23 protein-coding genes are annotated in these 26,580 nt (G+C 70.0%); 13 read left to right on the top strand and 10 right to left on the bottom strand.

Going from position 1 to position 26,580, the window contains the following annotated elements:
• Positions 1–31 precede the first annotated feature (31 nt).
• Complete coding sequence (gene infC, locus ACFYO0_RS17150; protein WP_344393655.1) at positions 32–667, bottom strand: translation initiation factor IF-3; 636 nt, start codon at positions 665–667, stop codon at positions 32–34.
• Positions 668–1,069: 402 nt separating this feature from the next.
• Here infC and ACFYO0_RS17145 point away from each other — a divergent pair, with 402 nt between their 5' ends.
• Complete coding sequence (locus ACFYO0_RS17145) at positions 1,070–1,426, top strand: DUF1844 domain-containing protein (protein ID WP_165345819.1); 357 nt, start codon at positions 1,070–1,072, stop codon at positions 1,424–1,426.
• Between the two features lie 49 nt (positions 1,427–1,475).
• Here ACFYO0_RS17145 and ACFYO0_RS17140 read toward each other — a convergent pair whose 3' ends face one another.
• Positions 1,476–2,207 carry an SseB family protein gene (locus ACFYO0_RS17140; protein ID WP_388676013.1) on the bottom strand — a complete coding sequence of 244 codons (732 nt, stop codon included), beginning with the start codon at positions 2,205–2,207 and terminating at the stop codon, positions 1,476–1,478.
• A 150-nt stretch (positions 2,208–2,357) separates the two neighbouring features.
• Here ACFYO0_RS17140 and ACFYO0_RS17135 point away from each other — a divergent pair, with 150 nt between their 5' ends.
• Positions 2,358–3,383, top strand: coding sequence for a hypothetical protein (locus ACFYO0_RS17135; protein WP_388676010.1), 1,026 nt, complete (start codon positions 2,358–2,360; stop codon positions 3,381–3,383).
• Here ACFYO0_RS17135 and mycP read toward each other — a convergent pair.
• Both mycP and ACFYO0_RS17125 read right to left on the bottom strand, forming a co-directional pair.
• The gene (gene mycP, locus ACFYO0_RS17130) at positions 3,380–4,588 is read right to left on the bottom strand and encodes a type VII secretion-associated serine protease mycosin (protein WP_388676008.1); all 1,209 of its coding nucleotides are present in this window, start codon (positions 4,586–4,588) and stop codon (positions 3,380–3,382) included. The genes ACFYO0_RS17135 and mycP overlap by 4 nt on opposite strands.
• A complete protein-coding gene (locus ACFYO0_RS17125; protein WP_388676005.1) occupies positions 4,585–5,769 on the bottom strand; it encodes a hypothetical protein in 1,185 nt (394 codons plus the stop codon). The genes mycP and ACFYO0_RS17125 overlap by 4 nt, the downstream gene beginning before the upstream one ends.
• A gap of 1,059 nt (positions 5,770–6,828) precedes the next feature.
• On the opposite strand from ACFYO0_RS17125, the gene ACFYO0_RS17120 reads away from it, so the two are divergent.
• Positions 6,829–8,031 carry an amino acid deaminase/aldolase gene (locus ACFYO0_RS17120; protein WP_388676002.1) on the top strand — a complete coding sequence of 401 codons (1,203 nt, stop codon included), beginning with the start codon at positions 6,829–6,831 and terminating at the stop codon, positions 8,029–8,031.
• Positions 8,032–8,056: 25 nt separating this feature from the next.
• Here the strand turns inward: ACFYO0_RS17120 and ACFYO0_RS17115 are convergent, their stop codons facing one another.
• The 4 genes from ACFYO0_RS17115 to ACFYO0_RS17100 are packed head-to-tail and all read right to left on the bottom strand — an operon-like array spanning position 8,057 to position 12,572.
• Positions 8,057–8,989, bottom strand: a complete 933-nt coding sequence (locus ACFYO0_RS17115; RefSeq protein ID WP_388676581.1) for a DUF2510 domain-containing protein — start codon at positions 8,987–8,989, stop codon at positions 8,057–8,059.
• Positions 8,990–9,037: 48 nt separating this feature from the next.
• Positions 9,038–9,820: a 3-oxoacyl-ACP reductase gene (locus ACFYO0_RS17110; protein ID WP_388676000.1), complete on the bottom strand. Its 783-nt coding sequence runs from the start codon at positions 9,818–9,820 to the stop codon at positions 9,038–9,040.
• Positions 9,817–11,196, bottom strand: coding sequence for an aldehyde dehydrogenase family protein (locus ACFYO0_RS17105; protein WP_388675997.1), 1,380 nt, complete (start codon positions 11,194–11,196; stop codon positions 9,817–9,819). Before ACFYO0_RS17105 ends, ACFYO0_RS17110 begins: the two co-directional genes overlap by 4 nt.
• Before the next feature lie 11 nt (positions 11,197–11,207).
• Positions 11,208–12,572: a glutamine synthetase family protein gene (locus tag ACFYO0_RS17100; protein ID WP_388675994.1), complete on the bottom strand. Its 1,365-nt coding sequence runs from the start codon at positions 12,570–12,572 to the stop codon at positions 11,208–11,210.
• A gap of 77 nt (positions 12,573–12,649) precedes the next feature.
• On the opposite strand from ACFYO0_RS17100, the gene ACFYO0_RS17095 reads away from it, so the two are divergent.
• The 10 genes from ACFYO0_RS17095 to ACFYO0_RS17050 all read left to right on the top strand — a co-directional run bounded on the left by ACFYO0_RS17095 (position 12,650) and on the right by ACFYO0_RS17050 (position 24,691).
• Positions 12,650–13,396, top strand: a complete 747-nt coding sequence (locus ACFYO0_RS17095) for a FadR/GntR family transcriptional regulator (RefSeq protein ID WP_388675991.1) — start codon at positions 12,650–12,652, stop codon at positions 13,394–13,396.
• A 185-nt stretch (positions 13,397–13,581) separates the two neighbouring features.
• Positions 13,582–15,027, top strand: coding sequence for an ethanolamine permease (gene eat, locus ACFYO0_RS17090; RefSeq protein ID WP_388675988.1), 1,446 nt, complete (start codon positions 13,582–13,584; stop codon positions 15,025–15,027).
• A 25-nt stretch (positions 15,028–15,052) separates the two neighbouring features.
• Positions 15,053–15,736, top strand: coding sequence for a gamma-glutamyl-gamma-aminobutyrate hydrolase family protein (locus ACFYO0_RS17085; RefSeq protein ID WP_388675986.1), 684 nt, complete (start codon positions 15,053–15,055; stop codon positions 15,734–15,736).
• Positions 15,737–16,068: 332 nt separating this feature from the next.
• Complete coding sequence (locus tag ACFYO0_RS17080) at positions 16,069–17,157, top strand: glycine betaine/L-proline ABC transporter ATP-binding protein (RefSeq protein ID WP_388675983.1); 1,089 nt, start codon at positions 16,069–16,071, stop codon at positions 17,155–17,157.
• Positions 17,150–19,762, top strand: a complete 2,613-nt coding sequence (locus tag ACFYO0_RS17075; protein WP_388675980.1) for an ABC transporter permease/substrate binding protein — start codon at positions 17,150–17,152, stop codon at positions 19,760–19,762. Before ACFYO0_RS17080 ends, ACFYO0_RS17075 begins: the two co-directional genes overlap by 8 nt.
• 262 nt (positions 19,763–20,024) lie before the next feature.
• Entirely contained in the window at positions 20,025–20,588 is a 564-nt protein-coding gene (locus ACFYO0_RS17070; RefSeq protein ID WP_388675977.1) for a helix-turn-helix domain-containing protein, read from the top strand.
• The gene (locus ACFYO0_RS17065; RefSeq protein ID WP_388675974.1) at positions 20,585–21,295 is read left to right on the top strand and encodes a helical backbone metal receptor; all 711 of its coding nucleotides are present in this window, start codon (positions 20,585–20,587) and stop codon (positions 21,293–21,295) included. Before ACFYO0_RS17070 ends, ACFYO0_RS17065 begins: the two co-directional genes overlap by 4 nt.
• A gap of 394 nt (positions 21,296–21,689) precedes the next feature.
• A complete protein-coding gene (locus ACFYO0_RS17060) occupies positions 21,690–22,625 on the top strand; it encodes a LysR family transcriptional regulator (RefSeq protein ID WP_388675971.1) in 936 nt (311 codons plus the stop codon).
• A gap of 125 nt (positions 22,626–22,750) precedes the next feature.
• Positions 22,751–23,680 (top strand): 5'-3' exonuclease H3TH domain-containing protein, encoded by a 930-nt coding sequence (locus ACFYO0_RS17055; protein ID WP_388675968.1) that lies wholly within the window; start codon positions 22,751–22,753, stop codon positions 23,678–23,680.
• Between the two features lie 162 nt (positions 23,681–23,842).
• On the top strand, positions 23,843–24,691 hold the full coding sequence (locus ACFYO0_RS17050; RefSeq protein ID WP_388675965.1) for a siderophore-interacting protein: 849 nt from the start codon (positions 23,843–23,845) through the stop codon (positions 24,689–24,691).
• A 51-nt stretch (positions 24,692–24,742) separates the two neighbouring features.
• Here ACFYO0_RS17050 and ACFYO0_RS17045 read toward each other — a convergent pair whose 3' ends face one another.
• Positions 24,743–25,522, bottom strand: coding sequence for an ABC transporter permease (locus ACFYO0_RS17045; protein ID WP_388675962.1), 780 nt, complete (start codon positions 25,520–25,522; stop codon positions 24,743–24,745).
• Positions 25,519–26,538 carry an ATP-binding cassette domain-containing protein gene (locus tag ACFYO0_RS17040; RefSeq protein WP_388675959.1) on the bottom strand — a complete coding sequence of 340 codons (1,020 nt, stop codon included), beginning with the start codon at positions 26,536–26,538 and terminating at the stop codon, positions 25,519–25,521. Before ACFYO0_RS17040 ends, ACFYO0_RS17045 begins: the two co-directional genes overlap by 4 nt.
• Positions 26,539–26,580 lie beyond the last annotated feature (42 nt).

The following is a 26,580-nucleotide window of genomic DNA, read 5'->3' as shown; positions in this document are numbered from 1 at the left end:
GGACCTGGACCCCAGGACCTGCGTCCTGGAATCAGGCGTCGGCGGAAGCCTCGGCCGGAGCTTCCTCGGCGACGTTCTGCGACTTGCCAGGGTTGGCCTTCGCTTCCGCCTTCCGGGCTTCCTGCGCCTGGCGGGCCTCGGCCATCGCCTCGGTCTTCTTCTTGTGCGGACCGAGAACCATGATCATGTTCCGGCCGTCCTGCTTCGGGTTCGACTCCACGAAACCGAGGTCCTGGACGTCCTCCGCGAGACGCTGCAGCAGTCGGTAGCCGAGCTCCGGCCGGGACTGCTCGCGACCACGGAACATGATCGTGATCTTGACCTTGTCGCCCTGCTTGAGGAACCGGACGACGTGACCCTTCTTGGTGTCATAGTCGTGCGGGTCGATCTTCGGCCGGAGCTTCATCTCCTTGATGACCGTGTGCGCCTGGTTCTTGCGCGCCTCACGGGCCTTCATGGCCGACTCGTACTTGAACTTCCCGTAGTCCATGAGCTTGCAGACCGGCGGACGTGCGTTCGCAGCCACCTCGACCAGGTCGAGGTCGTACTCCTGCGCAAGCTCCAGGGCCTTGGCAAGCGGAACAATCCCGACCTGCTCGCCGCTGGGACCGACAAGTCGCACCTCGGGAACGCGAATCCGGTCGTTGATGCGGGGCTCGGCGCTGATGGATCCTCCTCGGTTAGCACCACACGGCTGTCTGGCAGACAGCTCGCGTACGTCTCTTCAACTGGGACCAACCATCGGGAGCCACGAAAAATGCCCCGGACGGGACGCAGGCGGGGCTCCAATGACTACCGGAGCACCGCCGCGGAGGCCCGCGGGGCGCATATCCTGCGGCTCCATCGTCCGTACGGAACGATGGTGGCCGCCTGACCGGGTGACCCGCCATCCCGAAGGACAGCCAGGTGGGAGATCGGAGCCTCCACTTGCGGGTCGAACGCGCTAAGTGTCTGGGCGCATCCGACCGGTCGTTACACAAGGTTAGCAGCTCCTGGAGGCGTGCGCTAACCAGGTGTCCGGTGCCTCCTGCTGTCAAGTGGGCGCGCACCTGGCCCTATCGTGTGGGGCATGAGTGACACCCCTCCTGAGACCCCCGACTTCGACGCCATGACCCGCGACATCGCCGAGGTCCCGGCGGTCGAGGTGATCGTGACGGTCGCCGTCAACCTGATGAGCGCCGCCGCCGTGAAGCTCGGTCTGACGGAGGAGGGCGAGAAGCACAAGGACCTGGACGAGGCGCGAAAGCTGGTGCACGCGCTGGCCGGGCTGCTGGACGCGAGCGCGACCGAGATCAGCTCCTTCCACGCGGCACCGCTGCGCGACGGCCTGAAGTCGCTCCAGCTCGCGTTCCGCGAGGCGTCGTCCGTCCCGGACGAGCCGGGCCAGGGGCCGGGCGAGAAGTACACGGGTCCGGTCTTCGGCTGAGGCCGCCTCCGGAGGCATACCGAAGACGGTACGAGAGACGTACGAGACTTCAGGTCCGTACGTAAAGGGGCTCGCCCGGTGGTGTCGCCTCGGTCGGCAGGAGAGCCAGGTCGAGGCCGTGTACCAGGCGGGCCCTCAGCGTGTCGTCGGCGGCCAGGCGACGGGCGACGGAGCGGGCGGTCTCGGCGGGGGTGGCGGAGGGGTCCAGTACGAGGGCGAGGGTGCCGTCGGCCTGGCCCGGGCCGAGGTGGGCGCGGAGTACGGCGGGCTCGGCGGCGACGGCGGCGCGTACGGCGTCGGTCACGGCGGGGTCGGCGAGCGGGTCCGTGCTGGTGCGGCCCTCGGCGAGGGCGAGCAGGGCGGGGCCGGTGAGTTCGTACGGCACGGGGCCTGCGAGGTCGAGCACGATCGTGTCGGCCTTCTCGTGGGCGGCGGCCTGCAGGGCCTGGTGCAGGGGTACGGCGACGGGTCGGGCCGCCGGGTCCCAGCGGGCAAGAGACTCGGTGGACGTGAAGGCGGGCAGGGCGGTCCGGGCACCGGCCTTGAGTGTGGGGACGGCCATGTCGCTGGTCTTCTCGCGGCGCAGCCCGTTCTCATCCTCCTCCGTCTCCCCGAGGACGGCCACGACGGGTACGAGGAGCCGAGCGCCCTTGAGCGCCTCCAGGACCGGTACGTGTGCGGACCGGTCCTCCGCCCAGGCCGCGAGCGCGGCGCTCAGCCGGGGGTCGGCGGAGCCGTCGTCGTCGGAGAAGCCGGAGTCGGGAATGTTCTTGTTCGCCACGGTCACCGACTCTATGCGGGTCTCGCTCGCATGCTTCCCGCGGCCCCGGAAACATGGTGTTCACGTGGTTCAGGCTTTTATCAGCGAACGCTTACACGTTTCTGACGTGCGGATAACCGTAAGCACAGCGCGGGGCCCCAGCATCGCGGGATGGACCCGCAGAGAGCTCGTCGGCCCGGCGCCCGCCCGTCCTGGTGCGGGCCTCTCCTCTACACCGCGGTGGCCTCCGTCGTGCTCGTCAGCGTCACGGCTTCCGGGACCACGCACGTGAAGGCGCAGGCGCGCGGCGGCACCGGTCTCGTATCGTCCTCGGCGGCGCCCAGTGCGGGCGCGCAGGCAGCGGACGTATCCCAGAGCCCGGAGGCGACAGTGGAATCCGTGGCGGCGACCGCGAGCCCGACTCCTACGGTTCCCGCGGTGGACCGGGACGCGCTTCTCGCCAAGGCGATGGAGTCCGTGGCCGTGGAGGACGGCGCACAGGTGTCGGTGGCGGTGCTGGATCCGGAGTCCGGGCAGAGCGCGGTGTACGGGGACGGGTCGTTCGACACCGCCAGCATCGTCAAGGTCGACATCCTGGCGGCGCTGTTGCTCCAGGCACAGGATGAAGGGCGGGAGTTGACGGCGTCGGAGAAGTCGTACGCCACCGTGATGATCAAGAACAGCGACAATGTGTCGGCGAGCGAGCTGTGGAACGCGATCGGACGGGCGGAAGGTCTGGCGGCGGCGAACGAGCGGTTCGGGCTCACCGGTACCGAGGGCGGGAACGGGGCGTTGTGGGGGCTGACGCAGACCACTGCGGCCGATCAACTCACCCTGCTTGGACAGGTTTTCGGGGACGAGTCGGAGTTGACCGAGGCGTCGCGGACGTATCTGCGGGGGCTCATGGGGGACATCGCGGTGGGCCAGGACTGGGGAGTGTCGGCCATCGGATCTGAACAAGCCGAAGACGCGACTGACGGGTCCGCCGGCTCCCGATTCGCCCTGAAAAACGGGTGGTTGCCGCGCAGTCAGACCGGGCTGTGGGTCATCAACAGCATCGGGCGGGTGACGGTGGACGGGCATGTGTGTCTCGTCGCGGCGCTGTCGCAGGGCAACTCCACGAAGGCGAAGGGGATTTCGCTGGTGGAGGCTGCGGCGAGGGCAGCGGTGTCGTCGCTGCGGGATGCGGACGTCTAGTAGTCGGGGTCGCCGGCAGGCGTTTGGCGTGGTTCGCGGCGACCGCGCCAGAGCACGACCGCTCCGATCAGGAGTACGCCGCCGAGGCCTCCCGCGATGGGCCCCGCCCAGCCGTTCGAGGAGTCGTCGTCCGCGGTGTCCGGGCCCGAGCCGAAGTATTTTTGGCCGTACGCGGCCGAGCGCAGCCCTTCCGGCTTGAGCTTGCCGCCCCGCTCGATGGCGGCCGCGGGGTCGACGAAGCCGAAGCCGCGGGAGTCGTCCCGGCCGCCGCTGGGCGCGTTGCGGGCCGTGTCCTCCAGGAGCTCCTTGATCTGGGCCGGGGCCAGGTTCGGGTGGGCGGCGCGGACGAGGGCGACAGCGCCGGAGACGAAGGCCGAGGCGGCACTGGTGCCCCAGCCCTCGTAGTACCTGCGGTCCGGGTCGGCGATGACGACGTCGACGCCGGGTGCGCTGACGGTGGCGTACCAGCGGCGGGTGGAGAACGAGGCGCGGGTGCCGTAACGGTCGACGGCGGTGGCGGCGATGACGCCCGGGTAGGCCGCGGGGTACGAGATGTGGTCGCCCTTCTCACCACCGTTGCCGGCGGAGGCGACGACGACGGCGCCCTTCTTCAGGGCGTACTGCACGGCGGCGTCCTCGGTGGCCTCGGGGTGGGCTGACTTGGAGTCGTCACCCAGGGAGAGGTTGATGACGTCGGCGTCATGGTCGGCGGCCCAGCGGATGCCTTCGGCGAGGGCGTTGCCGCGGGTGTTGCGGGCCTTGCCGCGGGCCGAGTCGCCGTCTTCGAGGATGACGCGGACGGGCAGGATCTTGGCCCCGGGGGCGATGCCCATGACTCCGTCGGCGTTGCCGGGGCCGTGTCCGTGGCCGGCGATGATGCCGGCCATCGCGGTGCCGTGGCGGGCCCAGGCGCGGTCGCCCCGGTCGGCCCCGAAGCCGACCATGTCCTTGCCGGCGAGGACATTGCCTGCGAGGTCCGGGTGCTGGGCGTCGACCCCCGTGTCGAGGACCGCGACGGTGATGCCCTCGCCCTTGGTCGTCTGCCAGGCCTCCTTGGCGCGCATCGCTTCCAGGGCCCACTGCTGGGCGCGTATCCCGTCGGCGTGGGCGATGGTGGGCGGGACGAGGGCGAGCGAGGCGGCGAGGAGGGTGGCGACGACCCCGGTCCTGCGGGCACCTCCCGTGCATATGGCCTTGCGGGTCATGACGGCTTCTCCGTGGCCGAGTTGACGGTTCTGCGGAGGCCGCGCTCGATGCGGTCGGCGAGGCCTTGTGCGTCGTGGCCGAGGCCCGCCTGGGCGGACGGTGTGGTGGCGTCGGTCTTCATGGCGTCCTCGGCGGACTGCGGCTCGGTGACGGCGCGGCCGTCGGCGAAGCCGGAGACGGCGTAGACGACCACGGGGGCGTCGGTCAGCACCGACACCGTCCAGGACGCGCGCTGGTCGTCACCGAAACCGGCTGCGACGGTGCCCTTCGCGGCGTACGTGCGTGGCATCAGGTCGCGCCGCCCATCGAGCCCCTCGTCCTCGAACTGGCTGCTCAGCGCGCCCATGGCCGCGGAGTCCGCCTTGGTGAACAGGAGCCCGACGGTGGTGACATGACTACGGGTCGCATCCGTGTACGTCGCGCGAAGGAGGCGCAGGCAGCCGGCCGGGGCGAGGGCCTTGCGCAGGAGCGGGTCGAAGGCGTCCGCGCAGCCGCTGTCCGGGGCGACGGCGATACGGGTCCAGGTACGGTCGGCTCCGCCGGGCCCCGCCCCCTCCCCCTCCACGGTCGGTGGAAAGAGCTCGTCCACGGGGACGCTGTGCCAGAGATCCCCGGCCGCCGTGAACGAGTCCCGCGACCCTGCGTCCCCTCCGCTGTCTCCGGTCAGCCAACTCCCGGTCGCCGCACCCCCGATGAGCCCGAGCCCCAGCACAACGCAGGCCGCCGCAGCCGCGACCCGGGGCCGAATCCGGGGCACCACGGGCCGCAGCCGCGCGGTGTCGTCGTCGTACGTGTCCGGGGGTGCGAGCGAGATGAAGGGGCGCCCGGCGGGAACGCCGGCCGGTGCCGGGTCCGGGTTCGCCCGGGGCTCGACGGGCGGGTCGGCGGGAATGGGCCGGAGCCGTCGCGTGGTCTCGCTGAAGGTTTCCTCCGGCGCGTGCGCACGCGGAGGCGGGACGACCGGCGGCGCCGGGGCACTCGGCCTCGGCGGCGCAAAGGGCCGCTGAGGAAAGCTGACGGCTGCCCGTTGGGGGGCGATGGTCGGCTTCGGTTCGGTTACGGGGGGCGGCGGCATGGGTGAGCCGCCGGCGTCCCGAGCAGTCGAACGCGGCTCGGCCGCGGGGCGCGGCGGTACGACTGAACCGTCGGCGTTCTTCGTGGTCGTGCGTGGCTCGGCCACCGAGCCACCAGCGCTCCGTGACGCCGGAGGCCAGTCAGCCGCCGCACCCGACGGGACGCCCGAGCGCTCGCCGCCCCCCGCAGTCGTCCCCGGCTCAGCTGCCCGACGCGGCGTCACGATTGAGCCCTCGGCGTAGCTCGTACTGGAGCGCGCCTCGGCCACCGAGCCGTCGACGTTCCCCGCGGCCGGACCCCGCTCAGCCGCTCCCCGCGGCTCCGTGGCCGGACGCGGCGGAACGACTGAACCCTCAGCGCCCCTCCCAGCCGGGAGCCGCTCGGCCTCCGGACCATCGGTGCTGCGCGCGGCCGGACCCCGCTCAGCCGCCGCACGCGGCGATACGACTGAACCGTCGGCGTTACTCGAAGCCGGGCGCCCCTCGGACGCCGGGCCGTCGGCGCTCCGCGGAGTCGGACCCCACTCGGCCGCCGCACGCGGCGGGACGCCCGGCCCCTCGACGCTCGGCAGGGCCCGTGTCGTTGGAGGTGGCGTGTCCGGGAAACGGGCCGAGGCGGGCGGAGGCGGTGGGGTCATGGGTGAGCGCGTCTGGTCGCCGGTGGGTCGGAGGTCAGGGAAACGGAGTGGCCCGACCGGCGGGTGCTCGTCACCGTCGTCCCCCTTGAAGGCTCGGGGGTCGTCCACGTCGAAACCGCGTGCCGGGGCCGATCCGCCCGCACCGGCACCCCCGGACAGCGCGCCCGCGATGCCGGGCCTTCGCGGCGCGGTGTCGGGATCACGTCTCGGCAGCGGACCCGTCGTTCCGGCGCCCTGAGGGGCGGTCTCGGAGGGCTGGTCCTGCGGTGCGCTCGGCGCCCCGCCCGGCGGAGTGGGCGGGCGTGGAGGGACGGGGGTGCGACGCGCTTCCGTGCTCAATGCACCCCCCGTTTCCTCGTGCCCGGGCAACCGGCCCACCCAAAGGAACTCCTCCGGACCGTTCCCTTCCTGCGTGCGCGTCACTCTACGGGCTGACACTGTGCGAGTGGGAACCAGTACGCGGGCCCGCGGCATCTGCCCGGAACGTCCCCCTACCCTGCGGTAATCACGTCTGGCAGGCTTCGTGGCATGACTGGCCGCGCCGCAGACCGGGCCCGCTACGACCGGGCCACCGCTGACCTCGACGCCCCCGTCGCGATCGTGGACCTGGAGGCCTTCGACGCCAACGCTGAGGACCTCGAACGAAGGGCGGCCGGCAAGCCCGTACGCGTCGCGAGCAAATCCGTACGCTGCCGGGCCCTTCTCGAACGCGTCCTGGCCCGGGACGGCTTCGCCGGGATCATGTCGTTCACGCTGGACGAGTCGCTGTGGCTGGTCCGTTCCGGATTCGAGGACGTACTGCTCGCCTACCCGTCCGCGGACCGGAAGGCGTACGCGGAACTGGCGAGCGACCCCAAACTCGCGGCCTCCGTCACCGTCATGGTCGACGACCCGGCGCAACTGACGCTGATCGACGACGCCCGGGACGGCGGGCGCGAAGTAGTGCGCGTCTGTCTGGAGTTGGACACCTCACTCAAGCTGCTCGGCGGGCGCGTGCGTGTCGGCGCCCGCCGTTCGCCGCTGCACTCCCCCGCCCAAGTCGCCGAGATGGCCCGCGCGGTGGCCCGGCGGCCCGGCTTCCGGCTGGTGGGGATCATGGCGTACGAGGGGCATGTCGCCGGTGTCGGCGACGCCCTGCTCGGACGGCCGCTGAGGTCGCGTGCCATCCGGCTGATGCAGGCCGCAGCCCGCAGGGAGCTGGCCCAGCGGCGCAGCGAGGTCGTGCGTGCGGTACGGGCCGTGGCGCCGGACCTCGAGTTCGTCAACGGCGGCGGCACGGGCAGCGTCCAGCACACCGCCGCCGAGGACTCCGTCACCGAGATCGCGGCCGGATCGGGGCTCTACGTCCCGCGCCTCTTCGACAACTACACCTCGTTCAGCGGGCGTCCCGCCGCACTCTTCGCCCAGCCGGTCGTCCGCAGGCCGGGCATGGGCGTCGTGACCGTCCTCGGCGGCGGCTACCCGGCCTCCGGTGCGGCGGGGGTCGACCGGCTGCCCGAGCCGTACCTCCCCGAGGGGCTGCGGTACGACCCCCAGGAGGGGGCCGGCGAGGTGCAGACACCGCTGCTCGGCTCCCCCGCCGACGATCTGCTGATCGGCGACAAGGTGTGGTTCCGGCACGCCAAGGCAGGTGAACTGTGCGAGCGGTTCGACGTCCTGCACCTCGTGGAGGGCGAGACGGTCACGGCGACGGTTCCGACATATCGAGGGGAAGGCCACACCTTCCTGTAGCCGTATTCGCCATGTCCCGTACGCGCTACTGCGTGGGACCGACGCTGCTGCCCACCCCTCCGCCCGTGTCCGCGTCCCCCACCGGCCGGATCCCCTTGGTGATCTCGTCCATGTCGGTCAGCGGCGGCCCGTCCTGACCGGCGTCGAACACGAACCGCACCATGACCGGTGCCCCGGAGCCGACGCTGGACGGGAACGCAAGCGACTGGACGTAACCCCCTGGCCCTTTCTCGGTCTTGACCTGCCAGCGCACGAAGTACCCGGTGCGGCCCGCGACCGCGACCGGCCCCTGTTTGACCCGTTTCTTGGACGTGATGCCGCCGTAGGGACGGCGGTCGAGCCGGTCGACGTCGTAGGCCTGGTCCGCCGCCTCCGAGATGTCGGCCTTGGCGAGCGCCTCGGGGGACTTCTCGTCGTTCGCGGTCACCGTGCGCGAGATGACCCTGCCGTGGCGGCACAGTCCGTCGTCGCCCGGGCAGGTGTAGGTGTCGGGCGTGGTCATCACGACGTAGTCCTCGGCGACGTACTGGGGTCTGACCCAGCCGTCGAGGAGGGGAAAGGTGATGCCGTTGAGCTCGTCCACGACCGTGGAGGGGTCGTCGGCCGACGGTTCGGAGGTGGATTCCGAGGGCGTGGGCGAGGGCGGGTCGCTCGCGGGCGCGGAGGATTCGGGCGCCGGGGTGGTGTTCGCCTCTGCGGAGCCGTCGTCCTGGTTCAGGACGACGGCTCCGGTGACGATGGCGGCGACCAGGACGGCCGCCGCGGCGACCAGGGCGATGGCCTTCGCACGACCGGAGCCGCCGCCGGGGCCACCGGGTGCAGGGGCGAACCCGGGCTGCGCCAAGGGCTGTTGGGGCGCCTCGGGAGCGCGCATGTGCTCGGTCCACCTGGTCCCGTCCCACCAGCGTTCGACATGCGGCGCCGAAGGGTCGCGGTACCAGCCGGGCGGGGGCGTCATGCTCATTCCGGCACTGTAAGCGCCCCTGAACCGTCAGTACACGGCGGTCTACAGGGGAGTGACATATGCGCCCGAAATCCCGCCGTCCACAAGGAAGTCGGTCGCGTTCACGAACGAGGAGTCGTCGCTGGCGAGGAAGGCGACCGCCGCGGCGATCTCCTCGGCCTCCGCGAACCGCCCGAGCGGGATGTGCACGAGACGGCGCGCGGCCCGCTCCGGGTCCTTGGCGAACAGCTCCTGGAGGAGCGGTGTGTTGACGGGGCCGGGGCACAGGGCGTTGACGCGGATGCCCTCGCGGGCGAACTGCACGCCCAGTTCGCGGGACATGGCGAGGACGCCGCCCTTGGAGGCGGTGTACGAGATCTGGGAAGTCGCCGCGCCCATCCGGGCCACGAACGACGCGGTGTTGATGATGGAACCCTTGCCCTGGCGCCGCATGTAGGGGATCGCGGCCTTGCAACACAGGTAGACGGAGGTGAGGTTGACTTCCTGGACCCGCTTCCAGGCCTCGAGGCCCGTCTCCAGGATGGAGTCGTCGTCGGGCGGCGAGATGCCCGCGTTGTTGAAGGCGATGTCGACCGAACCATAGGTGTCGTACGCCGTCTGGAACAGCGCCTCGACCTGCTCGGCGTCGGTGACGTCGACCTTCACGAAGATCCCGCCCAGCTCCTCGGCGGCTCCCTTGCCGCGCTGTTCGTCCACGTCGCCGCAGACGACGTGGGCGCCCTCGGAGGCGAGGCGGCGCCCGGCGGCGAGGCCGATGCCGCTGCCGGCACCGGTGATGACGGCGGTGCGGCCGACGAGGCGGCGGCAGATGCTCTCTTCGGTCACTGTGCGGGACCCTCCGTGCTGATGAAGACGTTCTTGGTCTCGGTGAAAGCGGTGAGTGCGTCCGGGCCGAGTTCACGGCCGAGCCCGGACTGCTTGTAGCCGCCGAACGGGGTCCAATAGCGGACGCTGGCATGGGAGTTGACGGACAGGTTCCCGGCACGCACGGCCTGGGACACGCGCAGCGCCCGGCCGACGTCGCGGGTCCAGATGGAGCCGGACAGTCCGTACTCGGTGTCGTTGGCGAGCCGGATCGCGTCCGCCTCGTCCTCGAAGGGCAGCACGACGGCGACCGGTCCGAAGATCTCCTCGACGGCCACGCCGGCTTGAGGCTCGATTCCGGTCAGGACGGTGGGCGGGAACCAGAAGCCGGGGCCTTCGGGGGCGCTGCCACGGATGCCTTGCAGATCGTCGGTGACGTACGAACGTACGCGCTCCAGCTGGACCTTGGAGATCAGCGGGCCCATCGCGGTCTTCTCGTCCGCCGGGTCGCCGACGAGGACGGACTCGACGGCGGGGGCGAGGAGTTCGAGGAAGCGGTCGTACGCCGTGCGCTGGACGAGGATGCGGGTGCGGGCGCAGCAGTCCTGGCCGGAGTTGTCGAGGAAGGACATGGGAGTGGCCGCGGCGGCGGCTTCGATGTCGGCGTCGGCGAAGACGATGTTCGGGCTCTTGCCGCCGAGTTCGAGGGTGACCGGCTTGAGAAGCGACGAGCCTTTCGCCAGCACCTGTTTGCCCACGGTCGTCGACCCGGTGAACACGATCTTCGCGACACCGGGGTGCTCGACGAGCGCGTTGCCCGCGACGGGCCCTTCGCCCGGCAGCACCTGGAAGAGCCCTTCCGGTAGCCCGGCCTCCAGGGCGAGTTCGGCCAGCCGCAGCGCCGTCAGGGGTGTCGTCTCGGCGGGCTTGAGGATGACGGCGTTGCCCGCCGCGAGTGCAGGAGCGGTGCCCCAGGCGGCGATGGGCATCGGAAAGTTCCAGGGCGCGATCACACCCACGACGCCGAGGGGTTCGAGGATCGTCACGTCGAGACCGCCCGGCACCGGGATCTGCCGCCCGGTCAGCCGCTCCACTCCCCCGGCCGCGTAGTCGAGCAGATCGCGTACGTTGCCGGCTTCCCAGCGGGCGTTGCCGATGGTGTGCCCGGCCTCCCGCACCTCCAACTGGGCCAGTTCCTCGATGTGTTCGTCGACGATGACGGCGAAGCGGCGCAGCCGCCGGGCCCGCTCGCCGGGCGCCGCGGCAGCCCACCGGGACTGCGCCTTCGCCGCCCGTACGACGGCGGCGTCGACGTCCTCGGCACCGGCGGCCGGGACGGTGGCGATGACCTCCTCCGTCGCCGGATTGAGGACTTGGAGCTGATGCTCGTACGACACGGACGGACCTTTCACATGCGTTCGAAGGAGCGGCGCAGCTCCCAGTCGGTCACCGCGGCGTCGAAGGCGTCGAGCTCGACGCGCGCCATGTTGCGGTAGTGGGCGACGACCTCGTCCCCGAAGGCGGCTTTGGCGATTGGGCTGTTCTCCCAGAGTTCGGCGGCCTCGCGCAGGGTGGTGGGGACGTGCTCGTACTCGGCGGTGTACGCGTTGCCCGCGCACACCTCCGGCAGCTCCAGTTTCTGCTCGATGCCGTACAGACCGGCCGCGACGAGTCCCGAGACGGCCAGGTACGGATTGACGTCGCCGCCGGGCAGCCGGTTCTCGAAGCGCATCGAGCGGCCGTGGCCGACCACGCGCAGGGAGCAGGTGCGGTTGTCGTAGCCCCAGGCGACGGCGGTCGGCGCGAAGGAGCCGGGCTGGAATCTCTTGTACGAGTTGATGTTGGGCGCGTACAGCAGGGAGAAGTCCCTGAGTGCGGCCAGCTGTCCGGCGAGGAAGTGCCGCATGATGTCGGACATGCCGCCGGGTCCGTCCCCGGCCATGGCGTTCCGGCCGTCCTTGTCGGCGAGCGAGAGGTGGATGTGACAGGAATTGCCCTCGCGCTCGTTGTACTTCGCCATGAAGGTGAGCGAGACGCCCTCCTGGGAGGCGATCTCCTTGGCGCCGGTCTTGTAGATGGCGTGCTGATCACAGGTGACCAGGGCCTCGTCGTACTTGAACGCGATCTCGTGCTGCCCCGGATTGCACTCGCCCTTGGCGGACTCGACGGTCAGCCCGGCGACCTGCATCTCGTTCCGGATGCGCCGCAGCAGGGGCTCGATACGGCCCGTGCCCAGTACGGAGTAGTCGATGTTGTACTGGTTCGCCGGGGTGAGCCCTCGGTAGTTGGCGTCCCAGGCCTGTTCGTACGTGTCCTTGAAGACGATGAACTCCAGCTCGGTGCCGACCTGCGCGGTGTAGCCGTGCTCGGCGAGGCGCTCCAGTTGGCGGCGGAGTATCTGGCGGGGCGCGGCGACGACGGGCGCGTCGTTGTTCCAGGCCAGGTCGGCGATGAGCATGGCCGTACCGGCGTTCCAGGGGACCTTGCGGAGGGTGCTGAGGTCCGGGCGCATGGCGAAGTCGCCGTAGCCGCGGTCCCAGGAGGACATCTCGTAGCCGTCGACCGTGTTCATGTCGGTGTCGACCGCGAGGAGGTAGTTGCAGCCCTCCGTACCGTGGTGGAGGACCTCGTCCAGGAAGAAGCGCGCGGCGAACCGCTTGCCCTGAAGCCGCCCCTGCATGTCCGGGAAGGCCAGGACGACGGTGTCGATCTCGCCGCTCGCGACGAGAGCGTGCAGCTCCTCCACGCTGAGCGGTGGTGTGCGGTGGGCCACGGGAAAGGCCTCCTTCGGTCAGCCGAGAGCCATAAGGTATTGCCGAGAACCATTGCTTGGGAAGGGGGCACGGCCATATGACGCAGCCGGATTCACACGGCGTGAACGAGCGGCCGGGCGATCAGCTGGCACCCGTCCTGCGCCCGGTCCGCGCGGGCAACGGCTTCGAGGAGGCACTGGAGCAGATCCTCCAAGTGGTACGGCTCGGTCTGGTGCCCGGTGGTGAACGCCTGCCCGCCGAACGGGAGTTGGCGGACCGGCTCGGGATCAGCCGGGTGACGCTGCGCGAGGTGCTGAAGGTGCTCCAGGACCAGGGGCTGGTCGAGTCGCGGCGCGGACGGTACGGCGGCACGTTCGTCCGGCCCAGAACCGAGGCGCCCGGCCAGGACGAGCTGCGCCGCCGGATCGAGGGCACCGACATCGAGGACGTCCTGCGCTTCCGTGAAGTCCTGGAGGTGGGCGCGGCCGGCCTGTGCGCCCAGCACGGGCTGGACGAGAAGCAGGCGGCACGACTGCGGGACGCCCTCGCGCGCACCCACGACGCACCGCTCACCGACTACCGCCGCCTGGATACGCTGCTGCACCTCACGCTCGCCGAACTGTGCGGTTCGCCGACCCTCACCGCCCAGTACGCGGCCGTACGGGCAACCGTTAACGACCTGCTGGACTGCATTCCCCTGCTGGTCCGGAACCTGGAGCACTCACAGCAGCAGCACACCGCCCTGGTGGAGGCCGTGCTCGACGGGGACACCGACGGGGCGCGGGAGATGATGCGCGAGCACTGCGCGGGAACCGCCGCCCTGCTGCGCGGCTTCCTCACGTGACGAGCCGCGGCTTCCCACGCGAGACCCGATTAACGGGCACGTAACGCAAGCCTCTTGCTTTCTGGCCATGTGGCCCGCAAAGGTATGGATCCGTTCCATTGCGCTTCGCTGCGCCGCCGGGGCCCCCTCATGCGCCTCGGGGCCCCTTTCACCCGAGCGTCCACCGCCCTTTGGGGAGTCCGCCCATGTCCATCGATTCCACCAAGCCACCCGCCACCCCGGAGGCGGACGACTATCTGGAGCGCAGGAGCCTGCGCCGGGGCAGCGCCGGCTGGCTGCTGCTCACCGGACTCGGTGTCGCGTACGTCGTCTCCGGCGACTACTCCGGCTGGAACTTCGGACTCGCCGAGGGCGGCTTCGGCGGCCTCGCGATCGCCATGGTCCTCATGGGCCTGATGTACATATGCATGGTCTTCGCACTCGCCGAGCTGTCCTCCATCCTGCCGACGGCGGGCGGCGGCTACGGCTTCGCGCGCCGGGCGCTCGGACCCTGGGGCGGCTTCCTGACCGGCACGGCGATCCTCATCGAGTACGTCCTCGCGCCCGCCGCCATCTCCATCTTCATCGGCGACTACGTCGAGTCGCTGGGCCTGTTCGGGCTCACCTCCGGCTGGCCGGTGTACCTGGCCTGCTTCGTGATCTTCATCGGCATCCACCTGTGGGGCGTCGGTGAGGCGCTGCGCTTCAGCTTCGTCGTCACGGGTATCGCGGTGGTGGCGCTGCTGGTGTTCGCGGTCGGCGCGTTCCCGGACTTCGACGCCTCGAACCTCGACGACATCGCGGTGGACGAGAGTGCCTTCGGGTCCAGCTCCTGGCTGCCCATGGGGCTCCTGGGCATCTGGGCCGCCTTCCCGTTCGGCATGTGGTTCTTCCTGGGGGTCGAGGGCGTGCCGCTCGCGGCTGAGGAAACCAAGGACCCGGCACGTACGCTGCCGAAGGCGATCCGCTGGTCGATGGGCATCCTGGTGGTCCTGGCTCTGCTCACCTTCTTCGCCTCCGCCGGGGCGCGAGGCTCGGATGCCATCCAGGGAGCGGGCAACCCCCTCGTCGAGGCGCTCCAGCCCGACGGTGAGGCGACGACGCTGAGCCGGATCGTCAACTACGCGGGTCTCGCGGGCCTGGTCGCGTCGTTCTTCTCCCTGATCTACGCCGGCTCGCGTCAGCTCTTCGCCCTCTCGCGGGCCGGCTACCTGCCCCGCTTCCTGTCCCTGACGAGCAGCCGCAAGGCGCCCTACCTGGGCCTGCTGGTGCCGGGCGCGATCGGCTTCGCACTGGCCGCGGCCACGGGCAACGGCGCGCGCATGCTGAACGTGGCGGTCTTCGGCGCCACCATCTCGTACGCGTTGATGTCGCTCTCGCACATCGTGCTGCGCCGCCGCGAGCCGGGCCTTGAGCGGCCGTACCGTACGCCGGGCGGTGTGCTGACGTCCTCGGTGGCACTGGTGCTGGCGTGTTCCGCGCTGGTGGCGACGTTCCTGGTGGACGTGACGGCGGCGGTCATCGCGCTCGCGGTCTACGTGGTGGCGGTCGCCTACTTCGGCCTCTACAGCCGCAAGCATCTGGTGGCGAAGGCACCGGAGGAGGAATTCGCGGCGCTGGCGGCCGCCGAGGCAGAGTTGGAGCGGAACTGATCCAGGAGACCACGAAAAGGGGTTCATGGTGGGCGGCAGGCCGCTGATCGGAATCAGTACGTATCTGGAGTCCGCGCGCTGGGGTGTGTGGGAGCTGGAGGCGGCGCTGCTGCCCGTCGGGTATCCGCGGCTTGTGCGGGACGCGGGCGGGCTGGCCGCGATGCTGCCCCCTGACGATCCCGCGCACGCCGCCGCGGCCGTGGCCCGGCTCGACGGGCTGGTGATCGCGGGCGGCCCGGATGTGGATCCGGCACGGTACGGCGCCGTGCGCGGGCCCCGTACGGGGCCCGAGGCCCGTGAGCGGGACAGTTGGGAACTCGCCCTGATCGACGCCGCGTTGGCCTCCGGCACTCCGCTGCTGGGGATCTGCCGGGGGATGCAGCTCCTGAACGTTGCCCTCGGGGGGACGCTCGTGCAGCACATCGAGGGGCATGCCGAGGTGGTGGGCGTCTTCGGCCACCACACCGTGAAGCCGGTTCCCGGCTCCCTCTACGCCGGTCTGGTGCCCGAGGAGACCTCGGTCCCCACCTACCACCACCAGTCCGTGGACCACCTCGGCTCCGGCCTCACGGCTTCGGCCCACGCGGCGGACGGGACGGTGGAGGCGCTGGAACTCTCGGGTACGGGGTGGGTGTTGGGCGTTCAGTGGCATCCGGAGATGGGGGACGACGTGCGGGTGATGCGCGGACTTGTCCACGCCTGCGCCTGACGGAGAGTCCTTTCAGGTCGACTTCGGGGCCGAACCGGTTCCGTCAGTGGCTGACGGTTTCCTGCGGGTCGATGCCTCAGCGGCCACGTGCACCCGGCCTGACGAGGATGTGCGCTACTCGTTAAACGTAAACAGCCTGTGAACTGGGGCACTCTTGCGTTTGGTCCAGACAAGTGAGGGCAGGTGCCGCCCCGGAGCGAAGCCGGTCCCGTTTTCAACTACACCTGACAAATGGGGAGTAAGGGAGACCGGACATGCGGGCGGACCCCGCGTCGCTCCACGGCCCGTCGACGGGGGAGGCGGGCCGTCCTCGTTCGACCTGAGAGGTGCAAGTGTCATCCAGGCTGCAAGCCGAACACCTTTACAAGGTGTTCGGCAGACGACCCGAGAAGGCGGTAGAGCAACTCCGCGAAGGACGTGACCGTGAGGCACTGCGCGCCGACGGCTCCACCGCCGCGGTGATCGACGCGTCATTCACGGTCGAACCGGGCCAGACCTTCGTGGTCATGGGCCTGTCCGGATCCGGCAAGTCCACCCTGCTGCGCATGCTCAACGGACTGCTGGAGCCCACCGCGGGACAAGTGCTCTTCGACGGCCAGGACCTGACCGCGCTGAGCGACCACGAACTGCGCCAGGTCCGCTCGAAGAAGATCAGCATGGTCTTCCAGCACTTCGCGCTCTTCCCGCACCGCAGCGTCCTCGAGAACGCCGCGTACGGCCTGGAGGTGCAGGGTGTGCCGCGCGCCGAACGCGAGACGCGCGCCACCGATGCCCTCGCGATGTGCGGCCTGGCCGGCTGGGAGAAGTCCTGGCCAGACGAGTTGTCCGGCGGCATGCAGCAGCGCGTGGGGCTGGCCCGTGCCCTGGCCACCGACGCCGACCTGCTCCTGATGGACGAGTCCTTCAGCGCCCTGGACCCGCTGATCCGCCGCGATATGCAGGACCAGCTGATCGAGCTCCAGAAGAAGCTCAAGAAGACCATCGTCTTCATCACGCACGACCTCAACGAGGCCATGCGCCTGGGCGACCGTATCGCCGTGATGCGCGACGGCCGCATCGTCCAGATCGGCACCGCCGAGGACATCCTGATCCGCCCCGCAAACGATTACGTCGCCTCGTTCACCAAGGACGTCGACCGCTCCAGGGTGCTCACGGCCGACGCGGTCATGGACACGGACGTACGGGGCGACGAGGCGGACTGCGGCTGCGAGACCGCGCGACCGGACAGCTCCTTCGTGGACCTCTGCGCGATCAGCGCCCGCGTGCCGCACTCGGTCGCGGTGCTCGACAAGGCACAGAAACTCGTCGGAGTCGTACCGCGGCAGCGCCTGATCGGCTTCCTCGGGGACGAACAAGGCGACCCCCGGCCCTGCGACGCGCCGCGTGACAAGGTTGTCAAGGCGGTGAAGGCCGATGCCTAGGATCCCCTTCGGCGACTGGGTCAACGACACGGTCGACTGGCTGCTCGAGCACATGGCGTGGCTCTTCGACTTCTTCAAGGCGATCTTCGAGGGCACGTACGACGGAATCAACGCCGTCCTCCAGGCCCCGCAGCCGCTCCTCCTCGCGGGCATCTTCGCCGTGATCGCGTTCTGGCTGCGCGGCACGTCCGCCGGTGTCCTCACCTTCCTCGGTTTCGCCTTCATCGACTCCGTCGAACTGTGGGAAGACGCGATGGTGACCCTGTCGCTCGTCCTCGTGGCGACGATCATCGCGCTCGCCATCGCGGTACCCGTGGGCATCTGGGCGGCGCGCTCCGACCGGGTGAGCAACACGGTCCGGCCGGTGCTCGACTTCATGCAGACGCTGCCCGCGATGATCTACCTCATCCCGGCGATCCTGTTCTTCGGCACCGGCGCCCCCGCCGGCATCGTGGCCACCATGATCTTCGCGCTGGCACCCGGCGTCCGCATGACGGAACTGGGCATCCGCCAGGTCGACAAGGAACTGGTCGAGGCCGCTGACGCGTTCGGCACCACCCCCGGCAACACCCTGCTGCGCATCCAGCTGCCGCTGGCCCTGCCCACGGTCATGGCCGGTGTCAACCAGGTCATCATGCTGGGACTTTCCATGGCCGCCATCGCCGGCATGGTCGGCGCCGGCGGACTCGGCGGCGACGTGAACGAGGCCCTCGGCCAGCTGAACGTGGGCCTGGGCTCCGAGGCCGGCGTCGCCATCGTCATTCTGGCGATCTACCTGGACCGTATGACCAGCTCGCTCGGCACCCAGGTCTCGCCGCTCGGCCGCCGCGCCCTCGCCAGGCTGCGCGCCGCGCAGGGCCTGAATATCTGGTCCTACCGTCCCCGGCCCGCCGTGGCCATGATCGGTGTCGTCGTGCTCGCGCTGGTCGCCGGCGGCATGGGCGTCTTCGGCGGTACGAACTCCGAGACCACCGCCGCCGACTCCTCGAACGTCGGCCAGGGCAAGAAGATCACCATCGGCTACATCCCGTGGGACGAGGGCGTCGCCTCCACCTTCCTGTGGAAGGAGATCCTTCAGGAGCGCGGCTACGAGGTCGAGACGAAGCAGCTCGAGGCCGGCCCGATGTACACCTCTCTCGCCGCCGGCGACATCGACTTCCAGACGGACGCCTGGCTGCCGACCACCCACGAGCAGTACTGGAAGAAGTACGGCAAGCAGATCGAGGACCTGGGCTCCTGGTACGGACCGACGTCCCTGGAGCTGAGCGTGCCCTCCTACATGAAGGGCATCGACTCCCTGGAGGACCTCAAGGGCAAGGCCTCCGAGTTCGGCGGCAAGGTCACCGGTATCGAGTCGAGCGCCGGCATGATGAGCCTGCTCAAGGACAAGGTTCTGGGGGAGTACGGCCTCGACACGGAGTACGAGGTCGTCGACAGCTCCACGCCCGCCATGCTGGCCGAGCTGAAGCGCGCGTATGCCAAGCAGGAGCCCATCGTCGTCACGCTGTGGTCGCCGCACTGGGCGTACAACGACTACAAGCTCACCAAGCTCAAGGACCCGAAGGGCGCCTGGGGCAAGGGCGACGACGTCCACACGGTCGCGCGCAAGGGCTTCGCCGAGGACAACCCGGTCGTCGGCCAGTGGCTCAAGAACTTCAAGATGACCGAGAAGCAGCTCACCAGCCTCGAGGCCGAGATCAACAAGGCGGGCGACGGCAAACAGCCGCAGGCCGTGAAGGCCTGGCTCAAGTCGAACCCCGGCGTCGTCGACAAGCTGGCCCCGGTCGAGAAGTCCACGGGCGGAGACCTGGCGGAGGCGAAGCGTCCGGTGGACGTCGCCTTCTTCCCCTGGGACGAGAACGTAGCCGTGACCTACCTGTGGAAGAACGTCCTGGCCCGCCGCGGCTACACGCTGAACCTCAAGCAGATGGACGTCGGCCCGGTCTACACGGGCCTGGCCACCGGCGACATCGACGTCAACTTCGACGCGTGGCTGCCGTACGCCCAGTCCAACTACTGGGAGAAGAACAAGGCCAACCTGAGAGACCTGGGCACCTGGTACGAGCCGACCTCGCTGGAACTGGCCGTGCCCTCGTACGTGAAGGACGTCCAGTCCCTCGCGGACCTCAAGGGCAAGGGGGACACCTTCGGCGGCAAGATCATCGGCATCGAACCGGGCACCGGCGAGATGAACCTGCTCAAGAAGGACGTCCTGCCCGGCTACGGCCTGGACAAGGAGTACGAGGTCGTCGACGGCTCCACGCCCGCCATGCTGGCCGAGCTGAAGCGCGCGTACGCCAAGAAGGAGCCGATCATCGCCGTCCTGTGGTCCCCGCACTGGGCCTACAGCGAGTACGAGCTCACCAAGCTGTCGGACGAGAAGAAGCTGTTCGGCGAGGGGAACACGATCCGCACAATCACCAACAAGGCGTTCCCGGACCGGTACCCGCAGCTCACGAAGTGGATCAAGAACTTCAGGATGAGCGAGGAGGAACTCGGCACCCTGGAGGCAGAGATCAAGGACCGCGGCCAGGGCAACGAGGAGGAAGCCGTCGAAGCGTGGCTCAAGGAGCACCCGGACATGGTGAGCCGGATGACTCCCTAGCGGGCTCGAGCAGTCCGCTGAGGGGTGGGCTTCGCCCGCGGGGACCGTGCGGTTCCGGTGGGGGAGCCTGCCCCTTTGTTCACGGCGTTGTGACGGGCGCATGAAACGGTTTGCCGAACGTGCGTAGGGTGCAAACAAAACATCGGGAGACACTGGCTCGTACGTCCCTCGTATGTAGTACCCCATACGTACGAAGACCGGGCCGTCACCGAGCCGCCCGCACCGACCCCGCACCGACGACGCACAGGAGGGAGCCGAAGCGATGGACGACAACAAAGATGCCCTTCGGGTGGGCGCGGCCGTCCGGCGGCGGCGCCGGGCACTGGAGCTCACCCTCGCCGTCGTCGCCGAGCGCAGCGGACTGTCGGTGCCTTTCCTGAGCCAGGTCGAGAACGAACGCGCCCGGCCGAGCATGCGCTCCCTCCAGCGCGTCGCCGACGCACTGGGGACGACCTGCGTCGAACTCTTCGCCGCCGCCGACCCGGCGCGCAGCGTCGACGTCGTGCGCTCCCACGACTCCGAGTTCACCCACGAGCCCCTCGTGCGCCCCCTGGTGCGCGGTCACCACCAGCTGCACGCCATGGAGTTCAGCGGGGACCACGACGCGGGCCGCGAATTCCAGCACCGCAACGACGAGTTGATGTACGTCGCGGACGGCGCCGTCGAGGTCGAGGCGGAAGGCCGCGCGTACCGGCTGGGGCGCGGCGACACGCTGTACATGACCGGTGGCGTACGGCACCGCTGGCGCGCGACCGTGCCGGACACCCGCGTACTGGTCGTGGCGGTCGCGGACCACATCGAGGCGGCAGAGGACGCACAGCGGTGAGGGTCGTGTCCCTGGTGCCGTCCCTCACGGAGGCGGTGGCCGCATCGGCGCCGGGCGCGCTTGCCGGGGCGACGGACTGGTGCAGTCATCCGGTCGATCTCGATGTCGTACGGATCGGGGGCACGAAGAACCCGGACGTCGAGCGGATCGTGCGGCTCGCGCCCGACCTGGTGATCGCCAACGAGGAGGAGAACCGGGAGCCGGATCTGGCCGCCCTGCGGGAAGCGGGGATCGAGGTGCTGGTGACCGAGGTGCGGTCCGTGCCGCAGGCGTTTCCGGAACTGGAAAGGGTCCTTGAGGCCTGTGGGGTTCGAGGCCGGCCGCGGTGGCTGGACGAGGCGGAGGCGGTGTGGGCGGACCTGCCGGTGCCGTCGCGTCGCCGCCGTGCCGTCGTGCCGATCTGGCGGCGGCCGTGGATGGTGCTCGGGCGGGACACCTTCGCGGGTGACGTGCTGGCACGGCTGGGCGTGGACAACGTGTACGCGACGCACACGGAGCGCTATCCGCGTGTGCCCATCGAGGAGTTGAGGTCCGCGGAGTACGTCGTACTGCCGGACGAGCCGTACCGGTTCACGGCCGAGGACGGCCCTGAAGCGTTCGAGGGCCGGCCCTGCGCATTGGTCAGCGGGCGGCATCTCACCTGGTACGGGCCTTCGCTGGTGGAGTCGCCGCGGGTCCTGGGCAGGGCAATCGCCCCCAGCGGTTGACTGGGTTCCCGAGGAGCCCGAACCTCCGACTACCCGCACTCTCCCACCGGCGGGAGGGGACGTGGGCCGGTGCGTCGTATGCCCGTCGCGTAGGTTCTGTCTCAGGTCACCCGCACCCCCGTGTCAGCAAAGGGCCGTATGCCCACCCCGGCGATGGGCTGACGCACCGGCCCACGGCCCCGACCCACCACACACCCAAGGGGCGCGGGTCTGTGACATCAGCGGCTCCGCCGCGATGCGGGTCCCCCGCTCGAGCGGAGCCGAGAGTGGGGGAGCGAGCAACCACCACGAACCCGCACCCGGCAGCGAACCCGAGACCCCCACGAGCCCCGCCCCACCGCCGGAGGCCAGGTGCGAACCCCAGGGGCTTGGCGCTCCCACATAGAGTGGGCTTATGAGTATGGCTGAACAGGAGCTTCCCGGGTTCTCCGGAGGGCTTGGGCGGCGGGTGCCCGAGCTTGGGGCGTTGGAGTTGCTGCTTGCTGTGGCGCGGCTGGGGAGTCTGGGGCGGGCGGCTCGGGAATTGGGGATCACGCAGCCGGCGGCCAGCAGCCGGATTCGGTCGATGGAGCGGCAGTTGGGGGTGGCTCTGGTGGACCGTTCGCCGACGGGGTCGCGACTCACGGACGCCGGTGCGCTGGTGACGGACTGGGCGCAGCGGATCGTGGAGGCGGCGGAGGCCTTCGATGCCGGGGCGCAGGCCTTGCGCGACCGGCGTGACTCCAGGTTGCGGGTCGCCGCGAGCATGACGATCGCCGAGTATCTGCTGCCGGGGTGGCTGATCGCGCTGCGCGCCCAGCGTCCGGACACGGCCGTGTCGCTGCTCGCCGGGAACTCCGCTGCCGTGGCCGAGCGGCTCCTCGCCGACGAGGCCGACCTCGGCTTCGTGGAGGGGCTGTCCGCGCCCACCGGGCTCGACTCGGCGGTCATTGCCCACGACCGGCTGATCGTGGTGACGGCGCCCGGGCATCCGTGGGCGCGACGGCGTCGGCCGCTCGAGGCGACGGAGCTCGCGGCGACGCCGCTGATCCTTCGGGAGAAGGGTTCCGGTACGCGTCAGGTCCTGGACGCGGCCCTCGGCGGGCTGGCCCGGCCGTTGATCGAGCTGTCGTCCACGACGGCGGTGAAGGCCTCCGTGGTCAGTGGAGCGGGGCCGGCGGTTCTGAGCGAGCTCGCTCTCGGCGAGGAGTTGTCAGCTCGCCGCCTCGTCTCGATCCCTGTGGCGGACGTGCGCCTCAGCCGGGCGCTTCGTGCGGTGTGGCCGGTGGGGCATCGGCCTGCGGGGCCGGCGCGGGACCTTTTGTCGCTGACGGTTGCCTCCGGCCGTTGAGGGGATGTGCGGGTTCGTCGTAGCTGGTCGCTCCCCCACTGTCGGCTCCTCCCCCGCTCGAGCGGCGTGCCCACGGGGACACTTTCAAGCTGGGGCGTCGGGCCCCTCAGTGGCATGCTGTGCGCATGCCGATCAGCCCAAGAAGACTTCTTTTGCTTGACACCGCCTCGCTGTACTTCCGCGCCTATTTCGGGGTCCCGGATTCCGTGAAGGCTCCGGACGGCACACCGGTGAACGCGGTGCGGGGACTGCTCGAATTCATCGACCGCCTCGTGCGGGACCGCCACCCGGACGATCTCGTCGCGTGCATGGACGCGGACTGGCGGCCCCAGTGGCGCGTCGATCTGATCCCCTCCTACAAGGCGCACCGCGTCGCGGAGGAGCGCGAGACCGGCCCGGACGAGGAGGAGGTGCCCGACAAGCTCTCGCCCCAGGTGCCGGTCATCGAGGAGGTCCTGGACGCACTGGGCATCGCGCGCGTGGGGGTCGAGCAGTACGAGGCGGACGATGTGATCGGCACGTTCACGGCCCGCGCCACCGGACCGGTCGAGATCGTCACCGGCGACCGCGACCTGTTCCAACTGGTCGACGACAAGCGGCAGGTGCGGGTGCTGTATCCGCTCAAGGGCGTGGGCAGCATGCAGCTCACGGACGAGGCGCTGCTGCGCGAGAAGTACGGGGTGGACGGCCCGGGGTACGCGGACCTCGCACTGCTGCGCGGCGACCCGAGCGACGGGCTGCCGGGTGTGCCCGGCATCGGCGAGAAGACGGCCGCCAAGTTGCTGGCCGAGTTCGGCGACCTGGCCGGGATCATGGCGGCGGTCGACGACCCGAAGGCGAAGCTCACGCCCTCGCAGCGCAAGCGCCTCGACGAGGCGCGGCCGTACGTGGCCGTCGCCCCCAAGGTCATCAAGGTGGCCGACGACGTGCCGCTGCCGGTGGTGGACACGGCGCTGCCGAGCGCGCCGCGCGACCCGGCGGCCCTGGAGGAGCTGGCGGCGCGCTGGGGTCTGGGCGGCTCACTGCAGCGACTGTTGGTGACGCTCGGATCCTGATCCGTAACACCCTGCACTTCACACTTCCGACCGGATCTTTCGTCAGTTCAAAGATGTGGTCATCAACACCCCAAGCCTGGTCATCGACTTCTCGAGCGAGAGGTGTTAACTAGAGGGAGGTGCTAACTTAGGTAAGCCTTAGTAACATTTCGGGAGGCCGTCATGGCAGAGCGTCCGGCACGCAGGGCTCCGAAGCCCCACTCCGCGCGGGTGATCCGCACGGAGCGGCTCACCCCTCATATGCAGCGCGTGGTTCTCGGCGGTGAAGGCCTCGCCGAATTCTCCGCGGGCAGCAGCACCGACCATTATGTCAAGCTGCTGTTCGGAGCGGAGGGCGTGACCTATCCGGAGCCCTTCGACATCGCCCGGATCCGCGAGGAGTTCCCGCGCGAGCAGTGGCCGGTGACGCGTACGTACACGGTGCGCGCCTGGGACCCCGAACTGCGCGAGCTGACGCTCGACTTCGTCATCCACGGCGACGAGGGCCTGGCCGGGCCGTGGGCCACGCGGGTCCAGCAGGGCGAGATCGTACGGTTCCTGGGCCCCGGCGGGGCGTACGCGCCCGATGCCGAGGCCGACTGGCATCTGCTGGCCGGGGACGAGAGCGCGCTGCCCGCGATCGCCGCCTCCGTGGAGGCGATGCCCGACGGCGCCAAGGTGTACGCCTTCATCGAGGTCGAGGGCCCGGACGAGGAGCAGAAGATCGCCTCCGACGTGGAGGTCGTCTGGCTGCACCGCGGCGACCGGCCGATCGGCGAGGCGCTCGTCGAAGCCGTACGGGCGCTGGAGTTCCCGGAGGGCCGGCTGTGCGCGTTCGTGCACGGCGAGGCCGGCTTCGTGAAGGAACTGCGCCGGCTGCTGCGCGTCGAGCACCAGATCCCGCGCGAGCACCTGTCGATCTCCGGCTACTGGCGCCTCGGCCACAATGAGGACGGCTGGCAGGCGGCAAAGCGGGACTGGAACGCACGGGTGGAGGCGGAACAGGAGACTGCCACGTCGGCAGCCTCCTGAGTTTCCCGCATACGTGACCTCTGAGCACATGGCTCCCGAACTCGAGGCCCGCTAGACCGAGCGCTGATACGCCCGGAACGTTCGGGTCGACAGCCACACCGTCGCCACCGCCAGTGCGAGGAGCGCCCCGCCCCGGGTGAGTACGTCGCCCCAGTCCGGGTTCTCCGCCATGGCCGAACGGCCCGCCACCATCGCCCAGTCGAGCGGGTTGAAGTCTGCGATGCGTCGCATCCAGGCGGGCATCTGCGAGGGCGCCATGAAGGCCGAGGAAAGGAACGTCAGCGGCAGCAGCAGGAACGTGTTGATGCCGATGATCGACTCCCGCTCGCGCACCAGCATGCCCACGGCGTTGGAGAGCGCGCCGAAGACCGTACCCAGCAGCGAGGCCGCGACCACGAGCACGACCAGGCCCGCGGCGCCGCCCGGATAGTCCGCGCCGCCGAGCTTCCCGAGGAGGATGATCAGCGCGGACTGCACGGCCGTGGTCAGCCCCTGTTGCACGACGTTGGCGTTCATCAGGGCGCTGCGGCTCACCGGAGTGGTCAGGAACCGGTTGAGCGTGCCGCGCTCGATCTCCTCCAGAGTGCCCATGCCCGCCCACATGTTGGAGCTGAGCGCGCTCATCACGACGATGCCCGGCACCAGGTAGTCCAGATACGTGGTCGTGCCGAAGCCGCCGAGTTCGACGACCTTCTTGAAGAGATTGCCGAACAGGAACAGCCAGATCGCCGGCTGGATCAGCATGAAGACGACGTACGCGGGCTGACGCAGCACCGACATCAACTGACGTTGTGTCATGTACCACGTCTGAGTGAGGGCTTCGCTGCTCATCGGGCACCTCCGGTGAGGAGGAGGCGGTCGGTGGTGTCCGCGGCGGCTTCGGCCTCCACATAACGGCGGCCCGCGTAGCGCAGGTAGACGTCGTCGAGCGAGGGGCGGGCCACGGTGGCGGCGACGACGCCGACTCCGGTGCGCTCCAGGGTGGCGAGCAGGGCAGGTACGGCGGCCGCCCCATCGACGGCACGGACGCTGATCCGGCGGCCGTCGAACAGCACCTCGTGCACACCGGGCAGTGCGGTCAGGGCGCCCCTCAGGAGCGTACGACCAGCTTCGCCGACCGCTTCGCGCACCTCCAAGTGAACGGCGTCGCCGCGGAGTTCGCCCTTGAGGACGTCCGGGGTGCCCTCGACGACGACACGGCCACGGTCGACGATGGCGATGCGCTCGGCGAGCCGGTCGGCCTCTTCGAGGTAGTGCGTAGTGAGCAGGATGGTCAGGCCCTCGTCACCGGCGAGGCGGGCGATCTCGTCCCACATCGCCGTACGCGCCTCTGGGTCGAGGCCGGTCGTCGGCTCGTCGAGGAACAGCACCTCGGGCCGGTGGACCAGACCGAGCGCCACGTCGAGCCGGCGCTGCATACCTCCGGAGTAGCCCTTGACCCGGCGGCCCGCCGCATCCGCGAGATGGAAGCGGGCCAGCAGTTCCTCGACACGGTTCTTCAGCGAACGGCCCCGCAAGCCGTAGAGCCTGCCCTGAAGCTGGAGGTTCTCGCGGCCGGTGGCCACCGGGTCGGCGCCGGACTTCTGCGCGACCACACCGATCGCGCGACGCACCCGGTCCGGGTGGCGCAGCACATCGTGGCCCGCGACGGTGGCGGTGCCCGAGTCGGGGCGGGCCAGCGTGGTGAGGATCTTGACGGTGGTCGACTTGCCGGCACCGTTCGGGCCGAGGAGGCCGAAGACCGTGCCCGGTTCGACGGTGATGTCCATGCCACTGAGGGCGGTGACATCACCGGGGTAGTTCTTGGTGAGTTGGCGCGCCTCCACTGCGGGCGCATGCGTGTTCATGACGACTGCTCTCCTGAATGAGCGGATGCGGACGGATCCGCA

It is taken from the genome of Streptomyces sp. NPDC006365, from assembly GCF_042870755.1.
Taxonomy (GTDB): Bacteria; Actinomycetota; Actinomycetes; order Streptomycetales; family Streptomycetaceae; genus Streptomyces; species Streptomyces xiangluensis.
The sequence above is the reverse complement of the archived record's forward strand: the minus strand, read 5'-3'. Positions and strand labels throughout refer to the sequence as shown.

Excerpts from the sequence above, each read along its gene's own strand:
- ACFYO0_RS17115 (WP_388676581.1), bottom strand. The coding sequence starts at position 8,989 with ATGACGCCCCCGCCCGGCTGGTACCGCGACCCTTCGGCGCCGCATGTC.
- ACFYO0_RS17145 (WP_165345819.1), top strand. The coding sequence starts at position 1,070 with ATGAGTGACACCCCTCCTGAGACCCCCGACTTCGACGCCATGACCCGC.
- ACFYO0_RS17060 (WP_388675971.1), top strand. The coding sequence starts at position 21,690 with ATGAGTATGGCTGAACAGGAGCTTCCCGGGTTCTCCGGAGGGCTTGGG.
- ACFYO0_RS17075 (WP_388675980.1), top strand. The coding sequence starts at position 17,150 with ATGCCTAGGATCCCCTTCGGCGACTGGGTCAACGACACGGTCGACTGG.
- ACFYO0_RS17085 (WP_388675986.1), top strand. The coding sequence starts at position 15,053 with ATGGTGGGCGGCAGGCCGCTGATCGGAATCAGTACGTATCTGGAGTCC.
- ACFYO0_RS17050 (WP_388675965.1), top strand. The coding sequence starts at position 23,843 with ATGGCAGAGCGTCCGGCACGCAGGGCTCCGAAGCCCCACTCCGCGCGG.
- ACFYO0_RS17055 (WP_388675968.1), top strand. The coding sequence starts at position 22,751 with ATGCCGATCAGCCCAAGAAGACTTCTTTTGCTTGACACCGCCTCGCTG.
- ACFYO0_RS17045 (WP_388675962.1), bottom strand. The coding sequence starts at position 25,522 with ATGAGCAGCGAAGCCCTCACTCAGACGTGGTACATGACACAACGTCAG.
- ACFYO0_RS17095 (WP_388675991.1), top strand. The coding sequence starts at position 12,650 with ATGACGCAGCCGGATTCACACGGCGTGAACGAGCGGCCGGGCGATCAG.
- ACFYO0_RS17070 (WP_388675977.1), top strand. The coding sequence starts at position 20,025 with ATGGACGACAACAAAGATGCCCTTCGGGTGGGCGCGGCCGTCCGGCGG.
- mycP (WP_388676008.1), bottom strand. The coding sequence starts at position 4,588 with ATGACCCGCAAGGCCATATGCACGGGAGGTGCCCGCAGGACCGGGGTC.
- ACFYO0_RS17040 (WP_388675959.1), bottom strand. The coding sequence starts at position 26,538 with ATGAACACGCATGCGCCCGCAGTGGAGGCGCGCCAACTCACCAAGAAC.
- ACFYO0_RS17120 (WP_388676002.1), top strand. The coding sequence starts at position 6,829 with ATGACTGGCCGCGCCGCAGACCGGGCCCGCTACGACCGGGCCACCGCT.
- eat (WP_388675988.1), top strand. The coding sequence starts at position 13,582 with ATGTCCATCGATTCCACCAAGCCACCCGCCACCCCGGAGGCGGACGAC.
- ACFYO0_RS17135 (WP_388676010.1), top strand. The coding sequence starts at position 2,358 with ATGGACCCGCAGAGAGCTCGTCGGCCCGGCGCCCGCCCGTCCTGGTGC.